Annotated in this window: 15 protein-coding genes; 11 read left to right on the plus strand and 4 right to left on the minus strand. The window is 59.6% G+C overall.

Annotated elements, in window-relative coordinates; genetic code table 11:
- Positions 1 to 19: 19 nt before the first annotated feature.
- Positions 20 to 310, minus strand: a complete 291-nt coding sequence (locus HBR94_RS20880) for a DUF2782 domain-containing protein (protein ID WP_169960467.1) — start codon at positions 308 to 310, stop codon at positions 20 to 22.
- A gap of 74 nt (positions 311 to 384) precedes the next feature.
- Here HBR94_RS20880 and polA point away from each other — a divergent pair, with 74 nt between their 5' ends.
- Positions 385 to 3180, plus strand: a complete 2796-nt coding sequence (gene polA, locus HBR94_RS20885; protein ID WP_169960468.1) for a DNA polymerase I — start codon at positions 385 to 387, stop codon at positions 3178 to 3180.
- 267 nt (positions 3181 to 3447) lie between these two features.
- On the opposite strand, the gene yihA is transcribed toward polA, so the two are convergent.
- Positions 3448 to 4089: a ribosome biogenesis GTP-binding protein YihA/YsxC gene (yihA, locus tag HBR94_RS20890; RefSeq protein ID WP_032862650.1), complete on the minus strand. Its 642-nt coding sequence runs from the start codon at positions 4087 to 4089 to the stop codon at positions 3448 to 3450.
- Positions 4090 to 4281: 192 nt separating this feature from the next.
- On the opposite strand from yihA, the gene HBR94_RS20895 reads away from it, so the two are divergent.
- The 6 genes from HBR94_RS20895 (at position 4282) to HBR94_RS20920 (ending at position 9892) form a co-directional block, all read left to right on the plus strand.
- Positions 4282 to 4572, plus strand: coding sequence for a c-type cytochrome (locus tag HBR94_RS20895; protein WP_057439249.1), 291 nt, complete (start codon positions 4282 to 4284; stop codon positions 4570 to 4572).
- Positions 4573 to 4618: 46 nt separating this feature from the next.
- Positions 4619 to 5233 (plus strand): cytochrome c4, encoded by a 615-nt coding sequence (locus tag HBR94_RS20900; RefSeq protein WP_057439248.1) that lies wholly within the window; start codon positions 4619 to 4621, stop codon positions 5231 to 5233.
- A 189-nt stretch (positions 5234 to 5422) separates the two neighbouring features.
- Positions 5423 to 6058: a thiol:disulfide interchange protein DsbA gene (gene dsbA, locus HBR94_RS20905; RefSeq protein WP_057439247.1), complete on the plus strand. Its 636-nt coding sequence runs from the start codon at positions 5423 to 5425 to the stop codon at positions 6056 to 6058.
- A gap of 10 nt (positions 6059 to 6068) precedes the next feature.
- The gene (locus HBR94_RS20910; RefSeq protein ID WP_057439246.1) at positions 6069 to 6947 is read left to right on the plus strand and encodes an endonuclease/exonuclease/phosphatase family protein; all 879 of its coding nucleotides are present in this window, start codon (positions 6069 to 6071) and stop codon (positions 6945 to 6947) included.
- A complete protein-coding gene (locus HBR94_RS20915; RefSeq protein WP_170045472.1) occupies positions 6944 to 9025 on the plus strand; it encodes a diguanylate cyclase in 2082 nt (693 codons plus the stop codon). Before HBR94_RS20910 ends, HBR94_RS20915 begins: the two co-directional genes overlap by 4 nt.
- Positions 9026 to 9115: 90 nt before the next feature.
- Positions 9116 to 9892: an N-acetylmuramoyl-L-alanine amidase gene (locus HBR94_RS20920; RefSeq protein WP_057957907.1), complete on the plus strand. Its 777-nt coding sequence runs from the start codon at positions 9116 to 9118 to the stop codon at positions 9890 to 9892.
- A gap of 90 nt (positions 9893 to 9982) precedes the next feature.
- On the opposite strand, the gene HBR94_RS20925 is transcribed toward HBR94_RS20920, so the two are convergent.
- Together HBR94_RS20925 and algB are read right to left on the minus strand one after the other, a co-directional pair.
- Positions 9983 to 11770: a KinB sensor domain-containing domain gene (locus HBR94_RS20925; protein WP_120731148.1), complete on the minus strand. Its 1788-nt coding sequence runs from the start codon at positions 11768 to 11770 to the stop codon at positions 9983 to 9985.
- 10 nt (positions 11771 to 11780) lie between these two features.
- Positions 11781 to 13127 carry a sigma-54-dependent response regulator transcription factor AlgB gene (gene algB / locus HBR94_RS20930; protein ID WP_170045473.1) on the minus strand — a complete coding sequence of 449 codons (1347 nt, stop codon included), beginning with the start codon at positions 13125 to 13127 and terminating at the stop codon, positions 11781 to 11783.
- A gap of 395 nt (positions 13128 to 13522) precedes the next feature.
- Here algB and HBR94_RS20935 point away from each other — a divergent pair, with 395 nt between their 5' ends.
- From HBR94_RS20935 to gltP, 4 genes are all read left to right on the plus strand, one after another.
- Positions 13523 to 13807, plus strand: a complete 285-nt coding sequence (locus HBR94_RS20935) for a hypothetical protein (RefSeq protein WP_057439242.1) — start codon at positions 13523 to 13525, stop codon at positions 13805 to 13807.
- A gap of 80 nt (positions 13808 to 13887) precedes the next feature.
- Entirely contained in the window at positions 13888 to 14052 is a 165-nt protein-coding gene (locus HBR94_RS20940) for a DUF1328 domain-containing protein (RefSeq protein ID WP_003170804.1), read from the plus strand.
- 2 nt (positions 14053 to 14054) lie between these two features.
- Positions 14055 to 14522 (plus strand): inhibitor of vertebrate lysozyme family protein, encoded by a 468-nt coding sequence (locus tag HBR94_RS20945; protein WP_170045474.1) that lies wholly within the window; start codon positions 14055 to 14057, stop codon positions 14520 to 14522.
- 708 nt (positions 14523 to 15230) lie between these two features.
- Positions 15231 to 16562, plus strand: coding sequence for a glutamate/aspartate:proton symporter GltP (gene gltP, locus HBR94_RS20950; protein WP_057444842.1), 1332 nt, complete (start codon positions 15231 to 15233; stop codon positions 16560 to 16562).
- Positions 16563 to 16565: the final 3 nt, after the last annotated feature.

The raw sequence follows: 16565 nt of genomic DNA on the forward strand, positions 1-16565 counted from the left end.
GCCGATTAAAATTAAGAAATCATTTCCATTCGAAGATCTTCCATGACGGGATCAGCATATCCGGCTGGTCCGAGCGGATGAAGTTCGCATCGGTTCCGTCCGCGCGCACCAGAAAATACGGTTTGCCGCCCTTGGGCGTTACCTTGATTGCGTACAGGAAGCCGTTTTGGCGGAATTCCTGGATGGTCTTGTCGCCTTCCGTGCGAATGGTGACTTCCGGATCGCCCGAAGGAGCATCGTCTGCCGCTATGGCAGCCATCGGAGCGAGTGCAATCAGGCCGGTCAACAGCAGGCGATTGAATGTGCGCATGATAACCTTGTCCCTTTGTTGTCAATGGTCCGGCTATTCTAGCGCCAGACCCGCCGAAAAGGTTGATCCTGCTCATGAGCCAAGCCCCCCTCGTCCTGGTGGACGGTTCTTCATATCTGTACCGCGCCTTCCACGCGCTGCCGCCGCTGACTACATCCAAAGGCCTACCGACCGGTGCGGTCAAGGGCGTGTTGAACATGCTCAAAAGCCTGCGCAAGCAGTACCCGGACAGCCCGTTCGCGGTAGTGTTCGACGCCAAGGGCGGGACATTTCGCGATGACATGTACGCCGAATACAAGGCCAACCGCCCGAGCATGCCCGATGACATGCGCGTGCAGATCGAGCCGCTGCACCAGAGCGTGATCGCCCTGGGCTTCCCGCTGCTGTGTGTCGAAGGTGTCGAGGCCGACGACGTGATCGGCACCCTGGCCCGCAGCAGTGCGGCTGCCGACCGCCCGGTGGTGATCTCCACGGGTGACAAGGACATGGCGCAGTTGGTCGATGGGCACATTACCTTGGTCAACACCATGACCGGTAGTGCCATGGATGTGGACGGCGTAAAGGAGAAATTTGGTGTCGCTCCCGAGCAGATCATCGACTATCTGGCGCTGATGGGTGATTCCTCCGACAACATCCCGGGTGTTCCCGGTATCGGTCCTAAGACCGCTTCGGGACTGCTGGTCGGTGTGAACGGCGGATTGAAAGAGCTTTACGAGCAGCTCGATATTGTCCCGAGCTTGCCGATCCGTGGGGCCAAGACCCTGCCGGCCAAGCTGGAAGAGCACAAAGAGATGGCGTTCCTGTCCTACCAGTTGGCGACCATCAAGGTCGACGTGCCCCTGGATGTTGGCCTGGAAGACTTGCACCTGATCGAGCCGGATCGCGAGAAGCTGCTTGAGCTGTACACCCTGCTGGAGTTCAAGAGCTGGATCGATGAGCTTCAGCGTGATGCCAAGCGGGTCGAGCTCAAGGCTGCCGCTGACGTTGCACCGGCTCAGGTTGCAGTTGCGGCCCAAGCGCCTGTGGCCCCGGTCGAAGCGCAGTACGAGACCATCCTCGACCAGGCTCGCTTTGACGTCTGGCTGAAAAAACTCAATGACGCGAAGTTGTTTGCCTTTGATACCGAAACCACCGGTGTCGACGCCCAGCAGGCGCAACTGGTGGGGGTTTCATTTGCGGTGCAGGCCAATGAAGCGGCCTACATCCCGCTCACCCATTCCTACATCGGCGTGCCCGAGCAACTGGACCGCGATACGGTGTTGTTGGCTCTCAAGCCGCTGCTGGAAGACCCTAACAAGCTCAAGGTCGGTCAGCACGCCAAGTTCGACATGAATATCCTGGCCAATTGCGCCATTGGCGGCGACCCGGCGCACGGCATCACCGTGCGCGGCATCGCCTTCGACACCATGCTCGAATCCTACGTGCTGAACTCCACCGCGACCCGGCACGACATGGACAGCCTGGCGAAGAAGTACCTGGAGCATGACACCGTCAGCTTCCAGGACATCGCCGGCAAAGGCGCCAAACAGCTGACCTTCGACCAGATTGCCCTGGAGCAGGCCGGTCCCTACGCTGCTGAAGATGCCGATGTGACCCTGCGCCTGCACCTGGCCCTGTACGAACAACTCTGCGCCCTGCCGAGCCTGGCCAGTGTGCTGACGGATATCGAGATGCCATTGGTGCCGGTACTGGCGCGGATCGAGCGCCAGGGTGCCCTGGTAGATGCCGCGCTGCTCGGCGTGCAGAGCATCGAGCTGGGCAACAAGATGGTGGAACTGGAGCGTCAGGCGTATGAGATCGCCGGCGAGGAGTTCAACCTGGGTTCGCCCAAGCAATTGGGGGCAATCCTCTACGAAAAACTCGGGCTGCCGGTGTTGAAGAAGACTGGCAAGGGCCAGGCCTCTACCGCCGAGGAAGTGCTGGCCAAGCTGGCCGAAGATGACTATCCATTGCCTAAGGTGCTGATGCAGTACCGCAGCATGAGCAAACTCAAAAGCACCTACACCGACCGTTTGCCCGAGCAGATCAACCCGCGTACGGGGCGGATCCACACCTCTTATCATCAGGCCGTGGCCGCTACCGGGCGTTTGTCGTCCAGTGATCCGAACCTGCAGAACATCCCGGTGCGCACTGCCGAAGGCCGGCGGATCCGCCAGGCGTTCGTTGCGCCCAAGGGCTACAAGCTGCTGGCGGCGGACTACTCGCAGATCGAGCTGCGGATCATGGCGCACCTGTCCAAGGACGAGGGCTTGCTCAACGCCTTCCGCGACAACCTGGATGTACACACGGCCACGGCGGCCGAGGTGTTCAAGGTCGAGCTGGGTGAGGTCACGTCCGACCAGCGCCGTAGCGCCAAGGCGATCAACTTCGGCCTGATCTACGGCATGGGCGCGCAGAAGCTGGGCAAGGATATTGGCGTCGATACCAAGACGGCCAAGGCCTACATCGATGTGTACTTTGCCCGCTACCCAGGGGTGCGCGAGTACATGGAGCGCACCCGTGCCCAGGCATCCGACCAGGGCTATGTGGAAACCCTGTTCGGGCGCCGCCTGTATCTGCCGGATATCCACTCCAACAAGCCCCAGGAGCGCGCGGGCGCAGAGCGTACCGCGATCAACGCGCCGATGCAGGGCACTGCCGCCGATATCATCAAGAAAGCCATGGTCAAGGTCGACAACTGGCTGACGGAGTCGGGGTTGGACGCCAAGGTCATCCTGCAGGTACACGATGAATTGGTACTGGAGGTCCGCGAAGACCTGGTGGCTGAGGTCAGCGAGAAGATTCGCGAGCACATGAGCGGTGCGGCGAGCCTGGATGTGCCACTGCTGGTGGAAGTCGGGGTGGGCGATAACTGGGACCAGGCGCACTGATCATCTGGCAGTGCTGCGGCATGACGTCGCAGCACTGCCTATAGATCGGAAAGCTCCGAGAGTTATTTCCAATAGTTTTTCCGGGCGCCGGAACTTAAGCCATGAAAAGTCACTCAGAGTTACTGAATGGGTGGTGAAGCCCTTCAATGCTCCTATGTTGTGTTAAGTGTTGGCAGATATCTGGACCCCGCCCTAGCGGTCCGGAACTTGGACCCCGAACTTCCCCTCCCCATACGAAGTCCGGGGTTTTTTTTGCCTGCAGAAAAGTTACTCGGCGATTTCCGCGCCCTTGTCCGCCAGCTCCATCCAGCCTGCCAGCACGGTATAGGCGTCTTCCAGGCCCATGCGCTTGGGCGCCGAGAACAGCTGGATAGTGATCGCATCACCCCAACCCTTACGGATTTCGGCCTGCACTTTGAGCAAGGTGTTCTTGGCTGCGCCGTAGGTCAATTTGTCGGCCTTGGTCAGCAAAATATGCATTGGCATGCCACTGGCGACCGCCCAATCGAGCATCAACAGGTCGAAATCGGTCATTGGATGACGGATATCCATCATCAGGATCAGCCCTTTCAGACTTTCGCGGCCACCCAGATAGGCTTCCAGGTGACGCTGCCAGTGCAGCTTCAATGGGATAGGTACTTTTGCGTAACCGTAGCCCGGCAGGTCGACCAGACGCCGATCATCGTCTAGCTTGAAGAAGTTGAGCAGCTGTGTGCGGCCCGGGGTTTTCGAGGTGCGAGCCAGGCTGGCATGGGTCAGGGTGTTGAGCGCGCTGGACTTACCGGCGTTGGAGCGCCCGGCGAAGGCCACTTCAAAGCCTTCGTCGTCGGGGCATTGGTCGACTTTGGCGGCGCTGAGCATGAACGTGGACTGTTGGCACAGACCGAGGATGGGGTTCTTGAGTTGCATGGGATTTCCGATGTGGGCGGTGCCGGGAATGGGTGCGGCAAGTAGTGTCGTTCCCGTTTCAGTGGCGCCAGTATATAATGCCGCAGATTTTGTGTGTGCTTTGTCCCAGCGAAGGATGAAGTTCACGGGAGCGATAGACCTTTATTGCGCATTAGAACGCAAAACGCTTCCAAACCCTGAAAAGGTCGACGTATGACCCAGTGGCTGCTAGCTGTCGGTGTCCTGATACCACTTTACAGTGCGCAGGCTACACAGGATCCGGAAGCTGTGTACAACCGCGTTTGTGCGGCTTGTCATGCCGGGCAGTTGCCAATGGCCCCCAAGCGGGGTGACCAGGCAGCCTGGGCGCCGAGGCTGGCGCAAGGCATGGATACGCTGGTGCAGCATGTGACCCAGGGTTTCAAGGCGATGCCGCCGCGTGGTTTGTGCATGGAATGCCGTGCCGAGGATTACCAGGCCATCATTGTTTTGATGAGCGAGTAGACCCGGTCCATAACTCTATAACCTTTAGCCGTAATTGGATTAGCTGATGAACAAATTGATCGTGAGTCTGCTGTTGACCTTGGGCATCACTGGTGTTGCCCATGCTGCAGGTGACGCTACTGCTGGCCAGACAAAGGCCGCCGTATGTGGTGCCTGCCATGGAGCGGATGGCAACAGTCCGTTACCCAACTTTCCAAAACTGGCGGGCCAGGGTGAGAAATACCTGACCAAGCAGATGCACGACATCAAGGACGGCAAGCGAACGGTATTGGAAATGACCGGCATGCTGACCAATCTCAACGATCAGGACCTGTCGGATATCGCGGCGTATTTCGCCAGCCAGGCAGGCAGCGTGGGGGCGGCGGATCCAAAACTGGTCGAACGTGGTGAAAAGCTGTTCCGTGGCGGCGACCTCGACAAAGGCCTGCCGGCCTGTACCGGCTGCCACTCTCCGGATGGCTCGGGTAACGCCGCAGCAGGCTTCCCGCACCTGGGTGGCCAGCACGCCCAGTACATTGCCAAGCAACTGACTGATTTCCGCAAGGAAGAAGCCGGCCGTGCCAACGATGGCGATGCAATGACCATGCGTACGATTGCGCGCAAACTGAGTGACGAAGACATTGCAGCGGTAGCCAGCTACATCCAGGGCCTGCACAAGTAAGGTGCGCAAGACCGGGGGTACATCAGCGGTAACGTTAACGCTCGATTAATCCGTCGATGCAAGCATAAAAAGGGTGGCTGAGGCCGCCCTTTTTTGTGGCCGCTACCGTTACACTAACGAACTCATGCCCGTGTAGACCTGTCATAAAAAAGGTCGCGCGAGGCGACTTTATTTGTCCAGGAGTAAAGCATGCGTAAATTGATCCTCAGCGCCGCTCTCGTCACTGCCAGCCTGTTCGGCATGACCGCCCAAGCCGCCGATGTGCCGCTTGAAGCGGGCAAGACTTATGTTGAATTGGCCAATCCGGTGCCGGTTTCCGTGCCGGGCAAGATCGAAGTCGTAGAGCTGTTCTGGTATGGCTGCCCGCATTGCTACTCTTTTGAGCCGACCATCAACCCTTGGGCCGAGAAGCTGCCTTCGGACGTGAACTTCAAGCGCCTCCCGGCCATGTTCGGCGGCCCTTGGGATGCCCACGGCCAGATGTTCCTGACCCTGGAAGCCATGGGTGTGGAGCATAAGGTCCACAACGCGGTGTTCGAGGCAATCCAGAAACAAGGCAAGCGCCTGACCAAGCCTGAGGAAATGGCTGACTTCCTCGCCACCCAGGGCGTGGACAAGGACAAGTTCCTGACCACCTTTAATTCCTTTGCCATCAAGGGCCAGATCAAACAGGCCAAGGATCTTGCGCAGAAGTACGGCGTGCAAGGCGTTCCAACCCTGATCGTCAACGGCAAGTACCGCTTTGACCTGGGCTCCACAGGTGGTCCTGAAGCGACCCTCAACGTTGCCGACCAGTTGATCGCCAAAGAGCGCGCAGCCAAGTAAGGGGCTCGCCATGCGTCGCTGGGGTACTGAACGAGTGGTTGGCCTGCATGATCCGCAGGTCAACGAACACCACCTGACGTCCACCGGCCTGCCGGCGGATAGCCGGCTGCGCTTACTGAGCTTCAATATCCAGGTAGGCATCAGTACCGAAAAGTACCGCCACTACCTGACCCGGGGCTGGCAGCATCTGCTGCCCCACAACGGTCGGGCCGGCAATCTGCAGAAGATTGGCGACCTGCTGGGCGATTTCGACCTGGTGGCCCTGCAGGAGGCCGACGGTGGCAGCCTGCGTTCAGGCTACGTCAATCAGGTCGAACACCTGGCCCAGCTCGGTGCTTTCCCCTACTGGTACCAACAACTCAATCGCAACCTCGGCCGACTGGGCCAGCACAGCAATGGCGTGCTCAGCCGGTTGAAGCCCTCGGTGATCGAAGACCATCCACTGCCGGGCCCGAAAGGGCGCGGGGCGATTCTGGTGCGCTTCGGCGAAGGGCCCGAGGCGCTGGTGGTGGTCATGATGCACCTGGCGCTGGGGGCGCGTACCCGGACCCTGCAGTTGGCCTACATCCGTGAGCTGATTGGCGATTACAAACACCAGGTGCTGATGGGGGACATGAACACCCACGCCAGCGACCTGTTGCAGAATTCTCCGCTGCGCGACCTCGGGCTGCTGGCGCCGCAGGTCGAAGCCACGTTCCCCAGTTGGCGTCCGCAACGCTGTCTAGATCACATTCTGTTAAGCCCGACCCTGACGCTGGAACGCGTGCAGGTGCTGGCGCAGCCCATTTCCGATCACCTGCCGGTCGCGGTAGAGATTCGTCTGCCGGGTTCGCTCACGGCTGATGCATTACCCGCGTTGAGCCCCGGCCCTCGCGGACCCCTTGCATGAGCGACGACGCCCAGCGCTGGAAAGAAAAATACCTGTTAAGCATCGAGCAACAAGAAAAGCTCGAACGTCGTTGGGCTGCGCGCCTCGACTTGCTGCGTCGTGGGCTGGTGCGCAGCACGCTGGCGGCCGAAGGCACGGATCGGGCCGTGGACCAGTGTATGAAAGAGATGCGCGATGTGGTGCGCACCGATGACATGGACGCCGCGCTCGCCGCCTTGTTGCCACGCCTGGAAAAGGCCGTGCTGGACTCCGAGCAACGCCGTGAAACGCGGGTGGATCAGATCAGTACGGCGCTGACCGCCTTGGTCTCGCAATTACAGGCCCTGCCCTTGCCCCGGGAAGTCAGTCGCCCGCTGAAGAGCTTTGCCAAGCAGTTGGATAGCCGAGTCGGCCAGGCGCGGGAAATTCCCCTGCTGCTCAGTGAGTTGAGCGGTCTGCAAGGGCAGGCCCTGAGTAATCTTGAGTCGGATGACGAACCTGCTCGTCCAGGTTTGTTGCAGCGCCTGTTTGGTGGCAAGGAGGCGGGTACAGAGGTTGCGCCGGTTGAGCCCGCTGTTTCTCCGCCTTCCCGGCAACCCCCTGCGGTAGCACCAAGCCCGGCCACCCCGGTGGTTGAGGATGCGCCCGAGCTGGCCCAGGCCCTGCGTGCCTTCGCGCCACAAGCCCAGGCCCCGCAGCAGCCGGTACTTGAAGTTGCACCTGCGCCTGCGCCTGCACCTCAGCCTGTGGCGCCTCGGGTTGATGTGGATGAGCGTGTGGCATCAGTGCCCGAGGTTGGCGCTCCTCGCTTATCACCCGTCGAGACGCTCGCGGTCGCCATCGAAACCCCGGAACCGCCCCGACCTGTCGAAGTGAGCCTTGCCCCGCTGCCTGAACGGGCTGTCGCTGCGGCGGTAGTTGCGCCCGAGGTCCTGCCCCTGGTGCCGCAACCGACCGAGATCGGCAGTCTGTCATTGCCGCCTGTGCTGGACGACGAATCGGCGGAAGTTGATCCTGAGGCGCTGTACGCCCTGCCCGATTCGCCCGAGCCGTCCTACAGCTCTGTCGCCAAACATATCGAAGACACCCTGCTCGGCCTGCTGGGCGACCTCGCTCTGCCCGAGCGGCACCGGCCCCAGGCGCAAGCCATGCGCGAACGCCTGGCCCAAGGGCTGAATTGGTACGAACTGCTACCGATCCTCGATGACCTGGCGGTATTGATGCTGGCCATCACCGATAGCGGCCAGCATGAGTTCGAGGCCTACCTCAAGCATCTCAACGAGCGGCTGGAAGCCTTCCAGAGCAACCTGCAGGCGGCCAGCGACGGGCACGCCGACAGCCGCAGCGCCGCGCGCGAGATGGATACGCAAATCCGTGAACAGATGGATGGCTTGCAAAGCAGTGTCCAGGAAGCGGCCGACCTCGATGACCTCAAGCAAGTGCTGGAAAGTCATCTTGAGGGGCTGTTGGGTGCCATGGACGAGCATCAAAAGCAGCGTGACCAGCGTGAACATGAAGTCGCCGCGCGGTTGCAGGGTTTGGCCGAGCGGGTGGCGAGTATGGAGCAGGAGGCCCAGGGCTATCGGGACCACCTTGAGGTGCAGCGCCAGAAAGCCTTGATCGACCCGCTCACTGGATTGCCCAATCGTGCGGCCTGGAGCGAGCGCCTGGAGTACGAGGTCAATACCTGGCATCAACAGGGCAACAGCCTGTCGTTGGCGATGCTCGACCTCGACCACTTCAAGCGCATCAATGACAGCTACGGCCATCTGGCGGGCGACAAGGTGCTGAAAATCATCGCCACTGTATTGAGCAAGCACCTGCGCCCGACGGACTTTATCGCACGGTTTGGCGGTGAGGAGTTTGTGCTGCTGATGCCGGATTCGGCGTTGGGCGGTGCGCTGGAACTCGGCGAACGCCTGCGGGCGGCCATCGAGGCGTGCCCGTTTCACTTCAAGGGCGAGCGGGTGACCATTACGATGTCCATCGGCATGGCGCAGTTCCAGCCCGGCGAGCGCAGCGACCTGGCACTCAAGCGCGCGGACGAGGCGTTGTATCGAGCCAAGGCGGCCGGACGTAACCAGGTGCAGGCGGCCTGAAAATTTGTTCGATTTTGTATTGCCGGCCGCTGGCCGGCAAACCGTACGTTACACTGTTGCATTATCGTCTTTAGCGTACTGTCTGTTGCCATGAAATTTCTAGTTACTGCTCTACTGTTCCTCACCCTCGCCGGTTGTGCGAGTGGCCCGCGGCTGGATACCAGCCACCCATCGGTGAACTTCGATCATCGTATCCAGTTCGTCGTCCTGCACTACACCGCTACCAACCTTCAAAGCTCGCTGGCGCTATTGACCAAAGGCCAGGTCAGCAGCCATTACCTGATTGGCGATGATGCCCGCGCAACCATCTATAAGCTGGTGGATGAAGACAAGCGCTCCTGGCACGCCGGAGAAAGTGAGTGGATGGGGCGTACCTGGCTCAACTCCAGCTCCATTGGCATCGAGATCGTCAATCCGGGTTATCGCGACACGCCAACAGGTCGGGTCTGGTATCCGTACTCCGAGGCGCAGGTCCAGTCCCTGGTGACCTTGCTCAAGGACATCAGCCAGCGCAACCGGATCAACCCGCGATTCATTATTGGTCATAGCGATATCGCGCCTGGCCGCAAACTCGATCCGGGTCCATTGTTCCCGTGGAAGCGCCTGGCTGATGAAGGTCTGGGGATCTGGCCCGAGGCCCAGGCGGTTGCGCGGTATCAGGCCGAGTACGCCGGGCAGTTGCCGAGCATTACCTGGTTCCAGGAAGAGTTGGCACGCTTGGGGTATGCCACGCCGCAGACCGGTGAATTGGATGTGGCGACACGGCGTGTACTGGCCGCCTTCCAGATGCGCTTCCGGCCGGCGTTGTTCGACGGTACGCCGGATGCGCAAAGTGCAGCGATCCTGCGGGCACTGAACCACCGCTAAGGTCTTTAAGCGCTGCGCGCAATTGAGGTGGGAGCCGTCGAGCTCCCACCTTTGATCGTTGCAGCCTTTGAGTAGCGCGCTGACTGATAGTTAAAGCGGCAACGCCATATAGAACTGCGTGCCCTGCCCCGGCCGGGAATAGACCCCCATCCTGCCGCCGTGCAGTTGCACGATCTCCTTGCACAGCGCCAGCCCCAGGCCGGCGCCGCCTTTCTTGCGGCCTACCTGGACAAAAGGTTCGAAAATCCTGCCCTGCTGGCCATAGGCGATGCCTTCGCCGTTGTCCTCCACGCTGATGATCAGCCGTTCGCCATGGCGCCGCGCTTGCAAGCGAATCTGCCCGCCTTCGCTGGTATGGCGCAGGGCATTGCCCAGCAGATTGTCGAGGACTCGCTCCAATTGCGCCCGGTCGGCGTGTAGCCTGGGTAGTTGCGCCTGTGCCTCTATCACCAGGTCGATGTTTTGCGCATTCGCCAGTTCGGCAAAACGCGCGCGGGCATGTTCGAGCAGATCGTTGGTGTCGCAGGGCGCCAGGGTGAGTTTTTGCAGGCCGTTCTGATAGCGGGAAAAGTTAAGCAAGTCGTTGATCAGTTGCATCAAGCGCTGCATTTCTTCATTGACCGTATTCAGCAGGTCGGCTTCGCGCGACTCGGCGGGGAACTTCGCCCGTTCCTGGAACAGCCCGAATGCCATGTGCATACCGGTGACCGGCGTGCGCAGTTCATGGGAGGCCCGCAGCACGAACTCGCTGCGCACCCGCTCGAAGGCCCGTTGCTCGGTAACGTCATGCAATACCATCACCGCGCCGAGGATGTGCCCCTGGTGGTGGCTGACCGGCGTCATGCTGTAGGTCAGCAGGCGTGATTCGCCTTCGACTTCCACTTCCAGGTCGTCAGGTGCGCGCTCCAGGTTGCCGCCGCGCAGCACCAGATGCAGTTGCTCATCCAGTTCCGGGCGCTGTAACGCTTCGCCCAGGCCCTCTCCCAGGCGGGTCTCGTCCCAACCCAACTGGCGCTGGGCGACCGGGTTGAGGTGTTCAAGACGGCCTTGGCGGTCGATCATCAGCAAACCGTCGTCGATGCTGTCGAGCACGGCCTGCAAGCGTTGCTGGCCGGCGAGCAATTCATCGACGTTCGTGGCCTGATGCTGACGCAGGGCTTCGGCCATGATGCCAAAGCGCCGGGTCAACAGGTTCATTTCTGCAGCTGAAGAAATAGGCAGCGTGACATCGAAATTGCCTTGGCCGATTTTATCGGCAGCCTTGGCCAGCGCCTCGATCGGCCCGCCAAAGCGCCGGGCGATGCCATGGGCGGTGATGAACCCGATGATCAGCACTGCCAGCCCCACCAGCCCGAGCAGGCCGGCGATCCACAAGGCTCGCTCACGCGATTGCCGCACGGTGTCGCTGATGTTTTCCAGTGCGGTTTTGTGTTCGCTGATCAGCCCATTGCGCAAGGCGTTGAAGCTGGCGGTAAGTTTTGCGTTATTGCGCAGGGACGGCGGCGTACTTTCATTTTCGTCGAAGGCTTCGATAAACCTCAGGTAATCGGCCTTGGCCTGAGTGAGACCGCCGATCCTGTCCACACTTTTCTCATGGGCGATGCCTTGGTCCAGCAGCTTGAAATACTCCTGCTTGGATGTATTCAGCGCGACCGGGTCCGGGGTGTCGTTGAGCATCAGGATCAACTGGTCGCCCAGGGTCTGGCGCAGCTTGAGTCCCAGGTCCAGGGTAATGAAGTTGCTGCGGATCAGGGACTCCTGGGTCTTGGCCATTTGCATGACACTCACCAGCCCCAGCAGCAACCCAAGCAGGGCCACGGTGATCAGCGCAGAGATACTCAGGAACAGCCGCGTGCGCAGTTTCATCGCCAACTTCATAAGGTGCAGCTCACAGGTTGTATTGCTTGCGTTTGCGATACAGCGTCGATGCATCAATGCCCAGGGTCTTGGCCGCCTGGTCCAGGGTATCGCTGGTGGCCAGGACGGCGCCGATATGGGCCTTTTCCAATTCATCCAGGCTCAACGCCGCACCAATACGCGGGGAGTTGTTGGTCGGTTGCTCGGCCATCCCCAGATGGCTGATTTCGACTTTCTCCTGGGCGCAGATGATGCTCGCGCGTTCTACGACGTTGCGCAGTTCGCGGATATTGCCCGGCCAACGGTAGTTGAGCAGGACTTCACGGGCCTCATCGCTGAAGCCGCGAGCCGGCCGCGCATACTCTTTGACGAAGCGCGCCAGGAAGCGGTCGGCAAGGGCGAGGATATCTTCGCTGCGCTCGCGCAGGGGCGGCAGATGCAAGGTGATGACGTTCAGCCGATACAGTAAGTCTTCGCGAAAACGCCCATCGCGCACCATGTCTTCAAGATTCAGGTTGGTCGCTGCCAGGATGCGCACATCGGCGCGCCGAGTGACTGGGTCGCCGACCCGTTCATATTCCTTGTCCTGGATGAAACGCAGCAACTTGGGTTGCAAAGTCAGGGGAAAGTCGCCGATCTCGTCGAGAAACAGTGTGCCGCCGTCCGCCTGGTTGACCCGCCCCAAGGTGCTTTCGCTGGCGCCGGTAAAGGCCCCGCGACTGTGGCCGAACAGCTCACTTTCCATCAATTCGGCGGTCAGGGATGGGCAGTTGATCGTGACGCAGGATTTTTTCGCCCTTTTACTCCAGCCATGAATGGCCCTGGCCAGCTCACCTTTACCCGTACCGGATTCACCGAGGATCAGGATATTGGCATCGGTGCCGGCCACTTGGCGGGCGGTTTCGAGCACCACCATCATCGACGGGCTATGGGAGTCGAGGCCATCCTTGGGCTGGCGTACTTCGCCTTCCAGCGCTTCGAGGCGTGCCGACAGCTGGCGCACTTCCAGTTGCTTGGCGGTGGCCAGGCGCAATTGGTCCGGGCTGCACGGCTTGACCAGGTAATCGGCCGCGCCCGCCTGGATCGCATCCACGGCAGTATCGACGGCTGAGTGGGCGGTGACGATCACCACGCGCATCCAGGGCGCCTGGATCCGCATTTGCGCCAGCACATCCAGGCCGTTGTCTTCGCCCAGGCGCAGGTCCAGAAAGCACAGGTCGAACACCTGGCGCTGCAACAGGGCATCGGCCTGGGCCGCGCTGTTGGCGGTGGCGACGGTATAGCCTTCATCTTCCAGGCAGTAGCGGAAGGTGCGGAGGATCGCGGACTCGTCGTCCACTAAAAGAATGCGGCCTTGAAGTTCCTTGGCTGATTCCATCTGTCCCGCGCTCCTTAAATTAAGAATGATTGATTTTGGTTAGTCCCGGAATAATCGGGCAAGTTGCATGGTTTATTCTGATTGATTCAAGGCCCTATCGCGCAGCTATCTAAGACCCTTCCTACTTATATGCCTGGGCAGTGGGTTTTTGACCCTTCTTGATGCTTCGGCAGCCCCACAGCCCGTTCTGATCCCTTGATCCGACCAACGACCATCGTGCATTTCGCACGGTGAGGATAGGCGCATCGTGCAGGATGCTGCTGATAAGAAAACCAATGATCTTATAAGCTACTGATTTTATTGGTTTTTATTCGGCGAAAAAACTGGCACGCACTCTGCAATATCTCTCTTACAAGCGTGATTAACGAACAAAACAAATGCGGGAGAGATTCAGGATGACTCGCCAAAGCCTCAAGCCATTGCGTGTATCGCCACTGCGCCTTCAACAGGGTCTGTTCGCCAGCCTTGCGTTGATGGTGACCTTGATCGGTGGCCAGCAGTTACAGCATTGGCAGCAGAGCCAGGCGTCCACCCCGCAGTTCGAACGCGCACCCATGACGCAGACCCATTTCCGTTCCGTTGGCAGCTCCAGCGCCGACGTGGCAACCCCACGCATGATGGCCGTTGAACAGGACATCGCCCTGTACGACGAACCTGTCCAGGAACGCTGGGTGTTCTAGGCACGAACCTGCCGCCCCGTTGGGACGCGACAGGATGGCTACACAGCAGTCACTTCTATAGACGCAAAAGGAGAATCACCATGTTGAGTTGGGCAATCACATTCCTGATCATTGCCATTGTGGCTGCAGTCCTGGGCTTCGGTGGTATCGCGGGCACCGCCACGGGTATCGCCAAGATTCTCTTTGTCGTTTTCCTGGTGATGTTCATCGCTTCCTTCTTCTTTGGCCGTCGCGGTCGAGGCTGAACATGGCCAACTTGTCTTTTAAAACCCTTGCTGCCGCCCTGCTGTTGGGCGGCAGTGGCTTGGCCATGGCCGCCAATGACGGCCAGGCGCGGGCCAATGACCTGCTCAATACCGACCCGCAATATCGCGAAACCTGGCAGGGCGTGGTCAAGCAGGAAGAGCGTTTGCCTGAATGGGTGATCAATCTTTCGGGCACTGCTGAGCAAATGAATGCCATGACGGAAGACGGTGATGGTTATTTGGTCGGGCCGCTGTGTGAAACGGCCGATACCTGCCTGAATAAACGTCTGATCGTGGCTTTCAGCATGGATAAGGACGATGCCTACGCGATGTTGGTCGAAGTGCCTGCGGGGCTTCCGGCAGACAAGTCACCGACACGGCATGCGGACTACCGTTTTCTTGGCAAGCCGGATGAAGGCATGCAGAAGTTGCTGATGGAGCAACTGAAGAAAGATCCGAATTGGTACTAGGTCCGTCTGCGGGCCTCACCAACATGGAAACCGGCCAACTGCCTGTTTCCGTTTGCACCGCCACCTGACGGCGATGCATGACCAGGGGGCCGGGTTGCTCTGATCAAGGTGGATCGGCGTGACCTACGGGTACAGGGAGTGCCTGCGCAAGGGCCGGGTCAGGAGAAAAGCTGCGACGCAGGTCCGCAGGCCGTTATGGCCTGATGGACTTGCGGCGGGCTTGAGAGTGATCGCTAGGCGCTTATGCCGCCCATAGCTGTAAAATTCCCTTCTGCTACATCACAACCATTTCATGGTGTTACTGCGCGACCATCTATCGAGAAAGTTTGGCCTCGGCCAGACTGGTTTTTCGATGGTATGCGTAGGAATTTTCAAGAGTTTTTCCCTCCCGGCAAAAAAACCGAAAATCCCTGAGCGAGCCTGAAATGGCCGGTTCACGGCATGTATGCCTGACAGAATGTCGCATTCGAACTGACCAAACAGACAGTTTTATTTGCAAAAACCCATGCCGATTCGGCATAGGGTAGGCGTTTACGGCATTAGACTATGCACCCCCGCATCGGAATAGTTGCGCCTTTTTTCGCTTGCCAGTAAGCCATATCGGCCATCTGCGGTGACCTTCTACGGAGGCTGATGCTCACACTTTTTCGCTCCCGGGCGTTCCAGCTGGCGCATCTGCCTGAGTCCACTTGAAACAAGGGTAATGACATGAAGAAGGCAAAACTAAGCCTCGCCTGGCAGATCCTCATCGGTCTGGTGCTAGGGATTGCAATCGGTGCTGTACTCAACCACTTCAGTGCCGAAAAAGCCTGGTGGATCAGCAACGTGTTGCAGCCGGCGGGCGATATCTTTATCCGCCTGATCAAGATGATCGTGATCCCGATCGTGATTTCGTCGCTGATTGTCGGAATCGCCGGTGTAGGGGATGCGAAAAAGCTCGGTCGGATCGGTGTGAAGACCATCGTTTACTTCGAAGTGGTCACTACCATTGCGATTGTGGTCGGTCTGCTGCTGGCCAACCTGTTCCACCCCGGTGCCGGGATCGACATGAGTACCCTGGGTACCGTGGATATCTCCAAGTACCAGGCGACCGCCGCCGAGGTGCAGCATGAGCATGCGTTCATCGAGACCATCCTCAACCTGATCCCGTCTAACATCTTTGCTGCCGTAGCCCGTGGCGAGATGCTGCCGATCATCTTCTTCTCCGTGCTATTCGGCCTGGGCTTGTCGAGCCTCAAGCCAGACCTGCGCGAACCCCTGGTGACCATGTTCCAGGGCGTGTCCGAGAGCATGTTCAAAGTCACCCACATGATCATGAAGTACGCCCCTATCGGTGTATTCGCCCTGATCGCGGTGACCGTGGCCAACTTCGGCTTCGCCTCGCTGCTGCCATTGGCCAAGCTGGTGATCCTGGTTTACGTCGCCATCCTGTTCTTTGCCTTTGTGATTCTTGGCCTGATCGCTCGCCTGTTTGGCTTCTCGGTGATCAAGCTGATGCGCATCTTCAAAGATGAGCTGGTACTGGCCTACTCCACCGCCAGCTCCGAGACCGTGCTGCCGCGCGTGATCGAGAAGATGGAAGCCTACGGTGCACCGAAAGCCATTTGCAGCTTTGTGGTACCCACCGGTTACTCGTTCAACCTCGACGGTTCGACCCTGTACCAGAGCATCGCGGCAATCTTCATTGCCCAGCTGTATGGCATCGACCTGTCGGTTGGCCAGCAACTGATGCTGGTACTGACCCTGATGGTCACCTCCAAAGGCATCGCCGGTGTGCCGGGCGTGTCCTTCGTGGTACTGCTGGCAACCCTGGGCAGCGTGGGCATTCCATTGGAAGGCCTGGCGTTCATCGCCGGTGTCGACCGCATCATGGACATGGCGCGTACCGCCCTGAACGTGATCGGCAACGCCCTGGCCGTGTTGGTCATCGCGCGTTGGGAAGGCATGTACGACGATGCCAAGGGCGAGCGCTACTGGAACTCCCTGCCACACTGGCGGACCAAGACCGCGCTGCCGGCTGGCGAGACCAGCCAGGGCTGATCC

Origin of the sequence: Pseudomonas sp. WS 5412, assembly GCF_012985615.1 — a bacterium.
In the GTDB taxonomy this organism is placed as follows: domain Bacteria; phylum Pseudomonadota; class Gammaproteobacteria; order Pseudomonadales; family Pseudomonadaceae; genus Aquipseudomonas; species Aquipseudomonas shahriarae.

What these genes read in the sequence shown, in the direction of transcription:
- HBR94_RS20880 (WP_169960467.1), bottom strand. Translation starts at nt 310, where the DNA reads ATGCGCACATTCAATCGCCTGCTGTTGACCGGCCTGATTGCACTCGCT.
- polA (WP_169960468.1), top strand. Translation starts at nt 385, where the DNA reads ATGAGCCAAGCCCCCCTCGTCCTGGTGGACGGTTCTTCATATCTGTAC.
- yihA (WP_032862650.1), bottom strand. Translation starts at nt 4,089, where the DNA reads ATGCAACTCAAGAACCCCATCCTCGGTCTGTGCCAACAGTCCACGTTC.
- HBR94_RS20895 (WP_057439249.1), top strand. Translation starts at nt 4,282, where the DNA reads ATGACCCAGTGGCTGCTAGCTGTCGGTGTCCTGATACCACTTTACAGT.
- HBR94_RS20900 (WP_057439248.1), top strand. Translation starts at nt 4,619, where the DNA reads ATGAACAAATTGATCGTGAGTCTGCTGTTGACCTTGGGCATCACTGGT.
- dsbA (WP_057439247.1), top strand. Translation starts at nt 5,423, where the DNA reads ATGCGTAAATTGATCCTCAGCGCCGCTCTCGTCACTGCCAGCCTGTTC.
- HBR94_RS20910 (WP_057439246.1), top strand. Translation starts at nt 6,069, where the DNA reads ATGCGTCGCTGGGGTACTGAACGAGTGGTTGGCCTGCATGATCCGCAG.
- HBR94_RS20915 (WP_170045472.1), top strand. Translation starts at nt 6,944, where the DNA reads ATGAGCGACGACGCCCAGCGCTGGAAAGAAAAATACCTGTTAAGCATC.
- HBR94_RS20920 (WP_057957907.1), top strand. Translation starts at nt 9,116, where the DNA reads ATGAAATTTCTAGTTACTGCTCTACTGTTCCTCACCCTCGCCGGTTGT.
- HBR94_RS20925 (WP_120731148.1), bottom strand. Translation starts at nt 11,770, where the DNA reads ATGAAGTTGGCGATGAAACTGCGCACGCGGCTGTTCCTGAGTATCTCT.
- algB (WP_170045473.1), bottom strand. Translation starts at nt 13,127, where the DNA reads ATGGAATCAGCCAAGGAACTTCAAGGCCGCATTCTTTTAGTGGACGAC.
- HBR94_RS20935 (WP_057439242.1), top strand. Translation starts at nt 13,523, where the DNA reads ATGACTCGCCAAAGCCTCAAGCCATTGCGTGTATCGCCACTGCGCCTT.
- HBR94_RS20940 (WP_003170804.1), top strand. Translation starts at nt 13,888, where the DNA reads ATGTTGAGTTGGGCAATCACATTCCTGATCATTGCCATTGTGGCTGCA.
- HBR94_RS20945 (WP_170045474.1), top strand. Translation starts at nt 14,055, where the DNA reads ATGGCCAACTTGTCTTTTAAAACCCTTGCTGCCGCCCTGCTGTTGGGC.
- gltP (WP_057444842.1), top strand. Translation starts at nt 15,231, where the DNA reads ATGAAGAAGGCAAAACTAAGCCTCGCCTGGCAGATCCTCATCGGTCTG.